This is a genomic window from Streptomyces sp. NPDC002690, assembly GCF_053592415.1.
This window is the reverse complement of record NZ_JBSFVR010000009.1, coordinates 1-13721: the sequence shown is the minus strand read 5'-3', so window position 1 is coordinate 13721 and position 13721 is coordinate 1. Positions and strand designations below refer to the sequence as shown.

11 protein-coding genes and 2 pseudogenes are annotated in these 13721 nt (G+C 67.9%); 9 read left to right on the top strand and 4 right to left on the bottom strand.

Annotated elements, in window-relative coordinates; genetic code table 11:
- Positions 1-572: 572 nt before the first annotated feature.
- From ACWD3D_RS02520 to ACWD3D_RS02505, 4 genes are all read left to right on the top strand, one after another.
- Complete coding sequence (locus ACWD3D_RS02520) at positions 573-920, top strand: hypothetical protein (RefSeq protein WP_451459062.1); 348 nt, start codon at positions 573-575, stop codon at positions 918-920.
- 214 nt (positions 921-1134) lie between these two features.
- Positions 1135-1341 carry a hypothetical protein gene (locus tag ACWD3D_RS02515; RefSeq protein WP_451459061.1) on the top strand — a complete coding sequence of 69 codons (207 nt, stop codon included), beginning with the start codon at positions 1135-1137 and terminating at the stop codon, positions 1339-1341.
- A 56-nt stretch (positions 1342-1397) separates the two neighbouring features.
- Positions 1398-2264: an abortive infection family protein gene (locus tag ACWD3D_RS02510; RefSeq protein ID WP_451459060.1), complete on the top strand. Its 867-nt coding sequence runs from the start codon at positions 1398-1400 to the stop codon at positions 2262-2264.
- Positions 2243-3238 carry a DUF4238 domain-containing protein gene (locus ACWD3D_RS02505; RefSeq protein ID WP_451459059.1) on the top strand — a complete coding sequence of 332 codons (996 nt, stop codon included), beginning with the start codon at positions 2243-2245 and terminating at the stop codon, positions 3236-3238. Before ACWD3D_RS02510 ends, ACWD3D_RS02505 begins: the two co-directional genes overlap by 22 nt.
- Here the strand turns inward: ACWD3D_RS02505 and ACWD3D_RS02500 are convergent, their stop codons facing one another.
- On the bottom strand, positions 3239-4741 hold the full coding sequence (locus ACWD3D_RS02500) for a recombinase family protein (protein ID WP_451459058.1): 1503 nt from the start codon (positions 4739-4741) through the stop codon (positions 3239-3241).
- Positions 4742-4784: 43 nt separating this feature from the next.
- Between ACWD3D_RS02500 and ACWD3D_RS02495 the strand changes: the two are divergent.
- Positions 4785-5003, top strand: a pseudogene (locus ACWD3D_RS02495) (hypothetical protein); the annotation flags it as partial.
- A 293-nt stretch (positions 5004-5296) separates the two neighbouring features.
- Positions 5297-6181 carry a YceI family protein gene (locus tag ACWD3D_RS02490; protein ID WP_451459057.1) on the top strand — a complete coding sequence of 295 codons (885 nt, stop codon included), beginning with the start codon at positions 5297-5299 and terminating at the stop codon, positions 6179-6181.
- Positions 6182-6311: 130 nt separating this feature from the next.
- On the opposite strand, the gene ACWD3D_RS02485 is transcribed toward ACWD3D_RS02490, so the two are convergent.
- Entirely contained in the window at positions 6312-6557 is a 246-nt protein-coding gene (locus ACWD3D_RS02485) for a hypothetical protein (RefSeq protein ID WP_387368219.1), read from the bottom strand.
- Between the two features lie 106 nt (positions 6558-6663).
- Positions 6664-7397 (bottom strand): annotated as a pseudogene (locus tag ACWD3D_RS02480) (dienelactone hydrolase family protein).
- A 205-nt stretch (positions 7398-7602) separates the two neighbouring features.
- Between ACWD3D_RS02480 and holA the strand changes: the two are divergent.
- Positions 7603-8589 carry a DNA polymerase III subunit delta gene (gene holA / locus ACWD3D_RS02475; protein WP_451459056.1) on the top strand — a complete coding sequence of 329 codons (987 nt, stop codon included), beginning with the start codon at positions 7603-7605 and terminating at the stop codon, positions 8587-8589.
- Positions 8590-8945: 356 nt separating this feature from the next.
- Here the strand turns inward: holA and rpsT are convergent, their stop codons facing one another.
- Positions 8946-9212, bottom strand: coding sequence for a 30S ribosomal protein S20 (gene rpsT, locus ACWD3D_RS02470; RefSeq protein WP_327175777.1), 267 nt, complete (start codon positions 9210-9212; stop codon positions 8946-8948).
- A gap of 239 nt (positions 9213-9451) precedes the next feature.
- On the opposite strand from rpsT, the gene lepA reads away from it, so the two are divergent.
- Positions 9452-11326: a translation elongation factor 4 gene (gene lepA / locus ACWD3D_RS02465; RefSeq protein WP_451459055.1), complete on the top strand. Its 1875-nt coding sequence runs from the start codon at positions 9452-9454 to the stop codon at positions 11324-11326.
- A gap of 407 nt (positions 11327-11733) precedes the next feature.
- Positions 11734-13626, top strand: coding sequence for an AMP-dependent synthetase/ligase (locus ACWD3D_RS02460; protein ID WP_451459054.1), 1893 nt, complete (start codon positions 11734-11736; stop codon positions 13624-13626).
- The last annotated feature ends 95 nt before the right edge of the window (positions 13627-13721 follow it).

Here is a 13721-nt window from a genome sequence, read left to right as displayed (position 1 = left end):
GAGGTGGTCCGGATGCTGGCCTTGTCCCTGACGATCCGCTCTGCTGGGAGTACGTCCTCTGTATCCAGATCGAGGCGTTCCGCGACCAGTTGTACGAGTCCGAATTTAAATTCCGCATCCTCGGAATCTGAATCGAGGCGGCCCCTACTGGGTAATCGTGCTCCGTGACAGATTCGTCACCGCAAGCCACTTGAGACGGCTAACATGTTGAAGGCCCACCCCGGGGGACTGGGGTGGGCCTTCGACATTTTCTCTGGCGAGAGAACAGAGCCTCGGTGGGTGCAGCAAACACCCCCGTGACCGGTCTGGAGGAAACAGACTTGGGACAGCTTAGCGAAATTCGGACTACTGAGCTAGACGGCGAGATGGTCTATTCGGCGTGGGACGCATGCCGGGTTCTCGGGCATCGGCAATCCGAGCCGAGCGCTCGGATTCCGGACCGGTTGAAGCGGCGGGTCAGGTGGGGTCTCTTTGGCGAGACTGGACCCCGGGCTGAGACCAGGACCACGGCAATCACCTTGGGCGGCTTGAAATTCCTTGTCGCCACGAGCCGGAAGGCTACGGCCTGGGATATGGCCGTGGAGTTGGGCATCGAGCTGGTCTACGCGCCGCTTCCGCAGGCCGAGACCTTGAGGGTCCTCAAGGCCGCGTTGGCGCCTGTCGAGTTCATCGAGGAGTACTCGGTCGGACCCTTCAAAGTGGACGCCTACCTGCCGACGTTGAACGTCGTTGTCGAGTGCGATGAGCACGGCCACGAGACGTACGACCGGAGCGGCGAGTGGTGGCGCCAGACCTTCATCGCAGACCAGTTGGGGTGCGCCTTCGTGCGGTACAACCCGACCCAGGCGGGCTTCAACATCGGCGCCGTCATCAATCAGATCTTGACGATGGATCTCCCGGCGCCGATTGTCGCCAGCTGACCGATCAGGTTTATCTCTCCAGGAAATGCTGGCGAGATCCCCGAGCGGTCAACCGGAAGTTGCGCTGTCACTCGATTGGGTGACAGCGTATCCGTATGTCTGGCATAGAGATTGGCGCGCTGCCGCATCGGTCGGAGTCCGCGCGATGAAGGGCCTCGTCATCCTTGACCCCGAGGCCCCGGGTGGCTTCCGGAAGGTCTCGTACGGTCCGGTCGTGAACGGCCGGCCCCTGCGTTCTCCCGCGATGCGGAAGCTCGTGGGCAACCTCGTGATGCATCAGCTTCGTTGGGTCGAGAGAGACCGCCAGGAGGCCGCGTGGGTGGAGCGGCAGATGGCCACCGCGCCCCCGCTGACGGTGGCCCAGACCCGGATGCTCCGCCGGGTGAAGACGGACCTGATGAGATCCGCACAGCGCAGTTGAAGTCCTTTGTCGGAAAAGGTCATGACGGTGTCAGGGTCTGCTCGTATCGTCAGATCATGACCGTCACCGCCCGGCGCGAGCTGGTGAGCCCAGCGACCCGCAACGCCTTCCGCTCACTCGCTACGGATTTGACCCTCCGGATCGTGTCCGGGCTATGGGAGGACCATGGGTTCGCCCCTATCCCCCCAGACGAGCTGAAGTACAGCGATCCAGGCCAGCGGCGTACTGAGTTCATGCTCTACGCGGAGGGCGTGGACTGGGCTGATCCGGGCCACGTTCGGCGAGCACTCCTCGTCTTCGAGGACTTCATCCGCGAGTACCGGAATCCTGACCAGGAGGGCACTCCGAAGTGGTTGGAGGACATCGGTGTCCGGCTGGAACGCGACGGTTTCCTTCTCGACCAGAGCGGTCGGATCTCGTGGAAGCAGCAGCCCATCTCTCTTCTCGGCCGTGACCTCAGCTCTCTCACCGATAGTTCAGGTATTGCAGTCGAGCTGGAGCGGATCAGGCGGGACCTGACCACTGACCCCCAGGGGGCCATCGGGGCCGCCAAGCAGCTCATCGAGGCCACCGCCAAGACTGCTCTGCACGAACTGGGTGTCGTCGTCGCGAAGAAGCCAGACGTTCCGGTCTTGGTGGCCATGGTCCACAAGGAACTGAGACTGGATGCCGCTTCAGCGCCCGAGGGGCCGGATGGCAGCAAGGCGATCAAGAGGATCTTGTCTGGAGCCGTCAACATCGCCGTGGGCGTCGCGGAGCTGCGTAACCAGGGCTTCGGCAGTGGCCACGGGCAGGCCAGCGCGCCTTCAGGACTCGGGGTCCGCCATGCTCGCCTGACCGTCAACGCCGCGGTGACCTGGTGCGAGCTGATCCTCGACACGCTGGCAGATCCGGCAGCGCCATGGCGAAGGGCCGCGGTCTGATCATGGGAAGCGCCAAGAAGGGCTTGAAGCGGAACAACCACACTGTGCCCAGGTCCTACCTGGAGCGTTTCGCCGGTGAGCACATGCAGGTGTCCCGTCTTCGGCTGGAGGACGGCGTCAGTAGGCGCGAGCCCATCAAGCGGTCCACTGTGGTGAGGGACTTCTACCTCATGGAATCCGCAGCCGGACAGTGGTCGGACGCAGCGGAAGATGCGTTCGGGCTGATCGAGAACGATGGTATTCAGGCGATCCGGGCAGTCGCCGATGACGGCGAATGGCCTCTGGTCGCTGAGCATCGCGCCGCTCTCGCGGCATGGGTGGCGCTTCAGTACGTAAGGGTTCCGGCCATCCGGCAGGGCGGTGACGAGGTCGCGGACTTCATGCTCAAGCTGAGTGTGGCGGTCAACGGCAAACCGCGCATCCGCCAAGTGCTCGCAGAACGACTGGGGAGACCACCGACAACAGAGGAGATCGAGGTGAGCTGGGCGAGGCTCACGGACTTCGACTCCTACAAGGTGAAGCAGCACCCGAACAGGCACTTGCAGCTCATCAGCGATCTGGGTCCCAAGGCGGCTAGCCACTTCTATGCCAGCGCTTGGTGGATCTGCCGATTTCCGGATCAGGCTTTGCTGACAGCAGACTGCCCCGTGGTCTTGGTCCCGCGAGCTGGAACCGGGGACGATGGTGTCGGTCTGGCGACAGCGCAGATGTTTCTGGTCCCCCTGGACCGCCATGTGGGACTCGTGATTCAGAACTGTCCTGGGCCAGACCGTGAGCTTCCGGCGAGCGCCGAAATCGCGCAGACGTTCAACCAGCAGCTTGTGTTGAATGCCCACCGGAGCGTCTTCCACCATCCGGACGACCAGCCGCTGGAAGGGCTCCACATCCCCGGAGTCAGGGTCAGTGAGATCTCTGTCGGGGGTGATCCCAGAGACTTCCTTTCACCTGATGGGTGGCGAAGCGGCTCGGGTTGATCACTTCCAGAACACCTCGACCCGGTCCGGGTTCCAGCGGTTGAACGGCCGGGTCGCGGGGTGGATCAGGATCTCCTTGATCAGACCTCGGTACACCGACTGCTTCCGGGCCACGGAGTAGCCCTTCCACTCCCTTCTCAGCTCAGCGGCGCTGACCTCGGAGAGGTTGGCCTTGACGCTGTACTCCGCGGCCACGCGGCGGGTGTTCCCCATCCGCACGTTGAGCTTGTCGATCGCATCCCGGATCTCGCGGGCCGGCCGGTCGCCGTCCAGGAGTTCTTCCTCAAGTTCGGCCTTCCTCTGCTCCCAGCGAGCGAGCTTGGCTTCCAGGGCCGGCCGGGGGTCATGAGGGTCCCCCTCGGCTGCCGCCTCGACTTTTTCCAGCCTCTTGAACAGCAGCTCCTCCATGAGCGGTTCCAGGTCAGGGATCTGGATCGTCCGTCCGCCGCAACCGCCGGTGTCGCGCTTGCATGTGTAGATGCCCATGATCTTGTCCCCGCGCTGGCCTGTGCTCATCCTGTGATGCCGACGCCCTTCCGCCGCGCATGAACAGGGCTCCCCTACGATGTGCGGGATCTTGCAAGTGCACCGGGGCAGACCCGAGAGCGGGTACTTCCGGGCGGTAGAGTCGCGCTCCCCGAACTCTGCTTTGTACTCTGCGGAGTGCTCGGCGAGCAGAGCCCGGAGGGCGTCGCTCTTTTCTGGTGTGATGATGGCGGGCCAGACAGCCTTTCCCCTGATCACGCCTTTGTGTTCCTTGCGGCCCGAGATGCGGCCGGACTTGAGCATGAACCGCATCGCCTGGTGAGAGAAATCGCCGCCGGTGGTGGTCTTCACTCCGTTGTCGACCGCGTCCATCACCAGGCTGTACATCGTCTCGCCCGCCAGAGCCCGGTCAGCCCAGCGCCTGATCCAGCGGGCCTCTTCTTCGTTCACTGTCTCGTGGGTGATCTTTCGACGTTCCCCCGTGCCGTCGAAGTGCCGGTCGTAGCCGAAGGCCCGGTGGCCGGAGTTGTGGATCTTCCCAGCGACCACCAACTCCTCGACCTTGCTCAAGATGCGCTCCCGGCGGTGCTCGACCTCGCGCTTGGCCACGGCCACCTGGATTCGGGCGAGCATCCGGCCATCGGGAGTAGAGAGGTCGATGGTCCCTGTCCTGGCCGTCCTCAGCTCCACGTCCAGGTTCGGGTTGTCCAAGAGGTCCATCAGGTCCTCCAGCTCCCGGGGCTGCCGGTAAAGGCGGTCCGGGTGCCAGGCGACCACAGCGTCAATGTGACCGCTCTCCATGTCGGCCAGCATCCGGTGGTAGCCCTTGCGCTTCCTCCGCCGGTCGGTCGCCGACATGTCGTTGTCGTCATAGATCTCTACGACGTGCCAGCCGAGTTGGCTGATGAGGGGGAGGCACTCCTTCTTCTGGCGTTCTACGCCAAGTCCCGCTCCCTCGCGGTCATCGGAGATGCGGAGGTACAGGCCGACTCTGCGGGCCCTGGCGGAGGTCTTCATGACGACAAGGCTAGCGAGTAGATGTACTCCAAGGAAGTTGTGACACCACGGCTCCGGGTTCCAGGACCCGAGGCTGATGCGCCGGCTGCGACCGAGGCTCGCGCTCATTTCCTGCGGCGCCGGGAACCCGTACGGGCACCCCGCCCCGCGCACCGTGGCGGCGCTGACAGCGGGAGGCGCGAAGGTCATGCGTACGGACGTGGACGGCGCGATCGCCGTGAGCGGCGCGGGAGCGGGACTACGGGTGATGGGGCGCCGGTAGGGGCGCGGGGGCCGCGCCTACCGCTGCCAGGACCGATGTCGCGTACCGGGGCCGCCGGAGGCACGGCAATCCGCAATACGGATTCCGCAATACGGATCAATCTATGAGAGGTGGCGTCAATAAGGATCTTCGGTAGCAGTCCGTGACAGCTCCCTTCATCCCCGCATGACCGACTCTGTTTGCCTCGAACGCGGCAAGAGTGATCGAATGCATTTTCGTCGGCGGGCCGCTGCTCCGACAGCGACGTACAGATGCAGGGGCCCCAGGTGATCTGATCGCCCCAGGAGTGCAGCATGTTCGGCCGTTTGTTTCGCAGCAATGGACAGTCGGGGGCCGCTTCCGGCGGCGCCCTCGCCGGTGTCACCGTGCCGCAGTCCGCAGGCATGATCAGCTGCCGGGTGCTGGACCCCGTCGACCAGCCCGTGCTGGAGGCCGAGTTCGTCGTCACGGACACTTCGGGCCGCAGGGTCTTCGGCGGCGACACCGACCCGTACGGCAGGATTCTCGCCGCGGTACCGGCGGGGGAGTACCGGCTGGGTGTCACCTCCGAGGGGTTCACACCGTTCCACGGGCCGGTCGTGGTGACCGAGAACGGGCACGCGAACCTCGGCGACATACGGCTCCAGCTGGCACAGCCCCCGCAGCTCCCCACCCCCGGCGACTGGGAGATCGAGCCGACCCACAGTCAGATCGGCTTCGTGGCGCGACACATCGGCATGGCGCGCGTCCACGGCAGGTTCAACACCTTCGCCGGTGCCATCCGCATCGCGGAGCACATGGAGGACTCGGCGATGCACGTCATCATCGACGCCGCCTCGATCGACACCAACGTCCAGATGCGCGACGACCACCTGCGGTCGGGCGACTTCCTGGACGTCGGCCGCTACCCGACGCTGGAGTTCTACAGCGAGCGCTTCGCGCACCGCGGCGGGACCCGGTGGGCCGTCACCGGCGCGCTCACCCTGCACGGCGTCAGTCGCACGGTGACGCTGGACACCCAGTACCTCGGCCTCGGCAACGGGCTGGAGGGCGAGGCGCGGGCCGCCTGCCGGGCCACCACAGAACTGCACCGCGAGGATTTCACCCTCACCTGGCAGACGATGCTGGCCAAGGGGATCGCGGTGGTGGGCTCCAGCATCGCCATCGAGATGGACATCCAGATCGTCCAGAAGAGCTGACCCCGGCCGGGCTCCCGGGTGGCAGAGCTTTCTGCCACCCGGGAGCAGGGCTCTGCCGTCCGGGAGGGGCGCTTCCCGCAGCCCGGGGGCGGCGCTTCCCGCAGCTCGGGAGCCGGTCGGCGGCGCCGCCCTACGGGGTCTCCAGCCAGCCTTCGTACTCCGCCGCGAACGCGTCGAGGGCGGCGGCGTCGAGAAGCCCGTCCGGGTCTTCCACGACCACCAGCCACTGGGCGTCCTCGGCGTCGTCCTCACCGGCGAGCGCGTCCCTCAGCAGCTGCGGTTCCTCCCCGACGGCGAAGCGGTCGGGGAGCTCCTCCGCCACCTCCTGGGCGGCGTCACGGTCGGGCAGAACCAGTACATGTCTCACATCGCTCACCCGCCCATTCTCCCCGGGTGCGACCGTGGGCCGGACCACGGTGGGTGCGCGCTCGCGGGCACCCGTTCCGGCAGGGGCCGACAACCCGTGGTTCGCGTGCGCAGGATCACTCCGTCACGGGCACCCACTCGTCGAGCAGAGTGAGGATGTCGCGCCGGGCCCGCCGTGCGTGCAGCGGGTGGTGGCCGACGCCGGGGAGTACGGCCTGGTCGACCGTCGGATGGTGAAAGGCGTGCAGGGCGCCTCCGCAGACCACCAAACGCCAGTCGACGCCCGCTGCCTGCATCTCGGCGGTGAACGCGTCCCGTTGCGCGCTCGGCATGATCGGATCCTCCGAACCGACCCCGGCCCACACGGGGCAGCGGATGCGCGTCGCCTCGCCCGGGCGGCCGGTGGTCAGCGCGTTGACCGTTCCGATTCCGCGCAGGTCCACGCCGTCACGGTCGAGTTCCAGCGCGATCGCGTCCCCGGTGCCGTAACCGATGGCAGCGATCCGCTCCGGATCGGTCCGGGGTTCGGAGCGCAGGACGTCCAGTGCCGCGTGGCCGATCCTCCTCATCCGGTCCGGATCGGCGAGCAGAGGGGTCACGTGTGCGAGCATCTCCTGCGGGTCGGTGAACCAGCGCCCGCCGTTGATGTCGAAGGCCAGCGCCACGTATCCCCGCTCGGCCAGGGCGTCGGCGCGGCGGCGCTGGAAGTCGCTCAGCCCCGGCCCTTCGGGCCCGAGCAGGACGGCCGGCCGAGGGCCCGTGCCTCCCGGGAGCGCGAGGCGGCCGACCATCGTCAGGCCGTCGGCGGGTATTCGACCGAGTGAGTCGTCACCGTCGTTCGGTTCGTCATACGGCTGGACGGTAGGGGGGCCCGGGGAACGGCGGTTTCCCACGGGCAGAACGGTGTTTCCCGGGCGGGATCGCATCCGGCTCCCGCCACCCCGGCCCCCGCCCCAGGCCCCCGGCTTCCGGCTCCCGGCTCCCGCCCCCGGGCCCGGTCATGGACCGGGCGGGCCGACGGTGGCTGTCGGTGGGGCGTGGGATGCTGGACGGCGATGGCCACCAGAAGGAATCCCACCGACGACCCGCTCGCCCCTCTCACGCTCGCCGTGGGCCAGGAGGACCTCCTCCTCGACCGCGCCGTGCAGCAGGTGGTGGCGGCAGCCCGCGCCGCGGACGCCGACACGGACGTCCGCGATCTCGCCTCGGAGCAGTTGCAGCCCGGCACGCTCGCCGAGCTGACCAGCCCGTCCCTCTTCGCCGAGCGGAAGGTGGTGATCGTCCGCAACTCCCAGGACCTCTCCGCCGACACCGTCAAGGACGTCAAGGCATACCTCGACTCCCCGGCGGAGGAGATCACCCTGGTGCTGCTCCACGCGGGAGGCGCCAAGGGAAAGGGCCTGCTGGACGCCGCGCGGAAGGCGGGAGCCCGCGAGGTCGCCTGCCCGAAGACGACGAAGCCGGCCGAGCGGCTCACCTTCGTACGGTCGGAGTTCCGGGCGCTGGGCAGGTCCGCCACCCCGGAGGCGTGCCAGTCCCTCGTGGACTCCATCGGCAGCGATCTGCGGGAACTGGCGAGTGCCGTCTCGCAACTGGTCGCGGACGTGGAGGGCACCATCGACGAGGCTGTCGTCGGGCGGTACTACACGGGCCGCGCCGAGGCGTCCTCGTTCACCGTCGCGGACCGGGCGGTCGAAGGCCGGGCGGCCGAGGCGTTGGAGGCGCTGCGCTGGTCGCTGTCGACGGGGGTCGCCCCGGTCCTCATCACCAGCGCCCTCGCCCAAGGGGTCCGGGCCATCGGCAAGCTCTCCTCGGCCCGGGGCGGGCGCCCGGCCGACCTGGCCCGTGAGCTGGGTATGCCGCCGTGGAAGATCGACCGCGTGCGCCAGCAGATGCGCGGCTGGACCCCGGACGGGGTCGCCGCGGCGACGCTGGCCGTGGCAGCCGCCGACGCGGGCGTCAAGGGGGGCGGCGACGACCCTGAATACGCCCTGGAGAAGGCGGTCGTCGCCGTGGCACGAGCGGCCCGCGCGGGCCGCTGAGCCGCTCGGACCCGAGGCCCGCGCGGGGCGGCCGTTGAGCCCGGCCCGAGACGCTCGTCACGAGCCCCGGACGGGCCCCGCGAGGCCCCGCCCACGCGCGGAAAGACGGAAAGACGGAAAGACGGAAGGCGGAAAGCCCCGGACGTGCCCCCAGTGAGGGCAGCAGTCCACACCTCACACCACACGCGGAAAGGCCCCGTACGTCACCCTGGGGAGGGGACGTACGGGGCCTTTCCGTTCACGCTCTGTGTGCCGCACCCGCGTGGCGAACGCAGGTTCGGTGTGCGGCACGGGGTGCCGGTCAGGAGCGGGAGAGAGGGCCCGCTGTGTCCTTTCCGGCGATCACATCAGGGTGCTCAGGCGCTGAGGGAGGCAACCTTGGAGGCCAGGGCCGACTTCTTGTTGGCCGCGGCGTTCTTGTGGATGACACCCTTGGAGACGGCCTTGTCGAGCGCGCGGGAAGCGTCGCGAGCGGCCGTGGTGGCCTTCTCGACGTCACCGGCGACGGCAGCCTCACGGGCCTTGCGGATCGCGGTCTTGAGCGACGACTTGACGGCCTTGTTACGCAGGCGCGCCTTCTCGTTGGTCTTGTTCCGCTTGATCTGGGACTTGATGTTCGCCACGAGAGAGCCTTTTCAGGTTCGTTGGATCTTCTGAGTGCGCCACGCCACTCCGAGGAGTCGTCCTGGGAGTCGTCCGAGGAGCCACGAGGCACAGCTGACCACGGTACCAGTCACCCTCCTACCGGCCCAAACCCGTCGTCGGCCCGCAGGCGTGGGACGATGGAAGCTACGTATAGATCCGACCGACCCGACATCGACCCGAGACACGGCGTTCGGCGTCTCAAGAATCAGGACCCTGCGTGCCCGCGACTCCTACCAACGTGCCCGCGCCGAGCCGTACCGACCCGGCGCTGATCCGCAACTTCTGCATCATCGCGCACATCGACCACGGCAAGTCGACCCTTGCCGACCGGATGCTCCAGCTGACGGGCGTGGTCGACCAGCGGCAGATGCGCGCTCAGTACCTCGACCGGATGGACATCGAGCGCGAGCGCGGTATCACCATCAAGTCCCAGGCGGTCCGTCTGCCGTGGGCGCCCGCCACGGCGGAGGGCAAGGGCAGCACCCACATCCTCAACATGATCGACACCCCCGGTCACGTGGACTTCACGTACGAGGTGTCGCGTTCGCTCGCCGCCTGCGAGGGCACGGTCCTGCTGGTCGACGCGGCCCAGGGCATCGAGGCGCAGACCCTGGCCAACCTGTACCTGGCCATGGAGAACGACCTCACCATCGTCCCGGTGCTGAACAAGATCGACCTTCCGGCGGCGCAGCCCGAGAAGTTCTCCGAGGAGCTGGCGAACCTCATCGGCTGCCAGCCGGAGGACGTCCTGCGGGTCTCCGCGAAGACCGGCGTCGGCGTGGAAGCGCTGCTGGACCGGGTGGTCCGGGACGTTCCGGCCCCCGTGGGTGTCGCGGACGCCCCCGCCCGCGCGATGATCTTCGACTCGGTCTACGACTCCTACCGGGGCGTCGTCACCTACGTCCGTGTGATCGACGGCCAGCTCAACAAGCGCGAGCGCATCCGGATGATGTCGACCGGCGCCACGCACGAGCTGCTGGAGATCGGCGTCTCCTCCCCGGAGATGACTCCGGCGGACGGTCTCGGCGTGGGCGAGGTCGGCTACCTCATCACCGGCGTGAAGGACGTCCGTCAGTCCAAGGTCGGTGACACGATCACCTCCCTGCACAACGGGGCGACCGAGGCGCTGGGCGGCTACAAGGACCCCAAGCCGATGGTGTTCTCCGGGCTGTACCCGCTGGACGGGTCGGACTATCCGGACCTGCGTGAGGCCCTGGACAAGCTCCAGCTCAACGACGCGGCCCTGGTCTACGAGCCGGAGACCTCCGCCGCGCTCGGCTTCGGTTTCCGCGTCGGCTTCCTCGGTCTGCTCCACCTCGACGTGATCCGCGAGCGCCTGGAGCGCGAGTTCGGCCTCGAACTCATCGCCACCGCACCCAACGTGGTGTACCGCGTGACGATGGAGGACGGCACCGAGCACATCGTCACCAACCCGAGCGAGTTCCCCGAAGGCAAGATCGACTCGGTGCACGAGCCGGTCGTCCGGGCCACCGTCCTCGCGCCCAGCGAGTTCATCGGCGCGATCATGGAGCTCTGCCAGAACCGGCGCGGCACTCTGATCGGCATGGACTACCTCTCCGAGGACCGGGTGGAGATCCGCTACACCCTGCCGCTCGCCGAGATCGTCTTCGACTTCTTCGACCAGCTGAAGTCCAAGACCCGCGGGTACGCCTCGCTCGACTACGAGCCCACCGGCGAGGAGTCGGCGCAGCTCGTCAAGGTCGACATCCTGCTGCACGGCGACAAGGTCGACGCGTTCTCCGCCGTCACCCACAAGGACAAGGCGTACGCGTACGGCGTCCGGCTCGTCGCCAAGCTGCAGAAGCTCATCCCCCGGCAGAACTTCGAGGTGCCGATCCAGGCGGCCATCGGCTCCCGGGTCATCGCCCGTGAGACCGTCCGCGCCATCCGCAAGGACGTCCTCGCCAAGTGCTACGGCGGTGACATCTCCCGTAAGCGGAAGCTGCTGGAGAAGCAGAAGGAAGGCAAGAAGCGGATGAAGATGGTCGGCAACGTCGAGGTGCCGCAGGACGCGTTCATCTCCGTCCTGTCCACCGACGAGTCCGGTGCCGAGGCCAAGGGCAAGAAGTAGCCCCGCCCCGCGGCGAACCCGCCGCGGCATCCCCGTAAGCCGCCCCCACGCGCCCGTGGACACCTCCACCGGGCGTATGGGGGCGGCGTTCGAGGCGTCACACGTTCGGGCCCCTGTTCCTCCGCACAGCGCGGAGGGCGGGGGCCCGTTCGTTATCAACCGGGGGCCCGTGGCCTCTTACGCGAGGCCCGGGCGAGCTTTACCCTGATCACGGCTCGTCTAGTTACTCGCCAGTTAAACAAGCCGGTGGTGAGCCGGCCGTACAGGGCGGGAACAGCCGAGCGAGCGGGACGAGCAGGACGCGCGGGTGGATCAGGATCACGCGCAGAGCGGGAACGAGAAGCAAGCAGAGACAGCAGGATCACCAAGCGGCCGGTCGTAGTGATGCCGCAGGCCCGGAGGACGTCGTGAGCGACACACCACAGACCCTGATCGACAATCGACCGCCCTCCGTGGCGCATCTCTTCATCGAGCGGGTGGCCGCCACCCCCGACGGCGAGGCGTACCGCTACCCGGTGCCCTCGTCCACGGGCGAGGGCCCGGACGAGTGGAAGTCGCTGAGCTGGGGCGAGTCCGCCGAGCGGGTCCACGCCATCGCGGCGGGCCTGATCGCGCTCGGCGTGCAGCCCGAGGAGCGGGTCGCCCTGGCGTCCTCCACCCGGATCGAGTGGATCCTCGCCGACCTGGGCGTGATGTGCGCCGGGGCCGCGACGACCACGGTCTACCCCTCCACCAACACTGAGGAGTCCGCCTTCATCCTGGCCGACTCCGAGAGCCGGGTGCTGATCGCGGAGAACGCGGTCCAGGTGGCGAAGGCCCGTGAGTCACGCGCGGAGCTGCCCGACCTCACCCACGTCGTCGTCATCGACCCGGCCGGCGCCGAGCCGGTCGAGGGCGACCCCGAGGGCTGGCTGCTGACCCTCTCCGAGCTGGAGGCCCGGGGCGCCGCACACCTGGCGGAGCACCCGGAGGCCGTCGAGGAGCGGGTGTCGGCCATCACCGCCGACCAGCTGGCGACCTTGATCTACACCTCCGGCACCACCGGGCGGCCCAAGGGTGTGCGGCTGCCGCACGACAACTGGTCGTACATGGCCAAGGCCATCCCGGCGACCGGGCTGGTCACCACCGAGGACGTCCAGTACCTCTGGCTGCCGCTCGCGCACGTCTTCGGCAAGGTGCTCATTTCCGGGCAGATCGAGGTCGGCCACGTCACCGCCGTCGACGGCCGGGTCGACAAGATCATCGAGAACCTCCCGGTGGTCCGGCCCACCTACATGGCGGCCGTACCGCGCATCTTCGAGAAGGTCTACAACGGCGTCGCGGCCAAGGCCCGCGCCGGTGGCGGGGCCAAGTACAAGATCTTCCAGTGGGCCGTGGGCGTCGCCCGCGAGTACGCCAAGGTCTCGCAGGACAACTTCCGCCGTACCGGCACCGCCTCCGTCCCCTTCGCCCTCGGCGCCAAGCACAAGGCGGCCGACGCCCTCGTCTACTCGAAGATCCGCGAGGCCTTCGGCGGCCGGCTGCGTGCCTGCGTCTCAGGCTCCGCCGCCCTCGCCCCGGACATCGGCTTCTTCTTCGCCGGTGCGGGCGTGCACATCCTGGAGGGGTACGGGCTGACCGAGTCGAGCGCGGCCTCCTTCTGCAACCCGGGCGAGGCCTACCGCACCGGGACCGTCGGCAAGCCCCTCCCCGGTACCGAGGTCCGCATCGCCGACGACGGCGAGGTGCTGCTGCGCGGCCCCGGGATCATGCAGGGCTACCACCGGCTCCCGGACAAGTCGGCGGAGGTGCTGGAGTCCGACGGCTGGCTGCACACCGGCGACATCGGCGAGCTCTCCGTCGACGGCTACCTGCGCATCACCGACCGTAAGAAGGACCTGATCAAGACCTCGGGCGGCAAGTACGTCGCGCCCGCCGAGGTCGAGGGCCAGTTCAAGGCGGTCTGCCCGTTCGTCTCCAACATCCTGGTGCACGGCGCGGACCGGAACTTCTGCACCGCGCTCATCGCCCTGGACGAGCCCGCGATCCTCGGCTGGGCCGCCGAGAACGGCATGGACGGCAAGGCGTACGCCGATGTGGTGGCCGCCCCGCAGACCGTGGAGCTCATCGAGGGCTACGTCAAGGAGCTCAACGCGGGCCTTCAGCGGTGGCAGACCATCAAGAAGTTCCGCCTCCTCCCGCGTGACCTGGACATCGAACACGGCGAGCTGACCCCCAGCCTCAAGCTGAAGCGGCCGGTCGTCGAACGCGAGTACAAGGCGCTGATCGAGGACATGTACGCGGGGGCGCGCGAGGCCTGAGGACGGGCGCGGGGCGGGGCTCCGCCGTCGACTGGCTCCTCGATCACGCCGACACGGTCCCCCTGTACGAGGGCGCCCAGGTCCACGGCGTGTCC

What these genes read in the sequence shown, in the direction of transcription:
- ACWD3D_RS02520 (WP_451459062.1), top strand. Translation starts at nt 573, where the DNA reads ATGGCCGTGGAGTTGGGCATCGAGCTGGTCTACGCGCCGCTTCCGCAG.
- ACWD3D_RS02510 (WP_451459060.1), top strand. Translation starts at nt 1,398, where the DNA reads ATGACCGTCACCGCCCGGCGCGAGCTGGTGAGCCCAGCGACCCGCAAC.
- ACWD3D_RS02505 (WP_451459059.1), top strand. Translation starts at nt 2,243, where the DNA reads ATGGCGAAGGGCCGCGGTCTGATCATGGGAAGCGCCAAGAAGGGCTTG.
- ACWD3D_RS02500 (WP_451459058.1), bottom strand. Translation starts at nt 4,741, where the DNA reads ATGAAGACCTCCGCCAGGGCCCGCAGAGTCGGCCTGTACCTCCGCATC.
- ACWD3D_RS02490 (WP_451459057.1), top strand. Translation starts at nt 5,297, where the DNA reads ATGTTCGGCCGTTTGTTTCGCAGCAATGGACAGTCGGGGGCCGCTTCC.
- holA (WP_451459056.1), top strand. Translation starts at nt 7,603, where the DNA reads ATGGCCACCAGAAGGAATCCCACCGACGACCCGCTCGCCCCTCTCACG.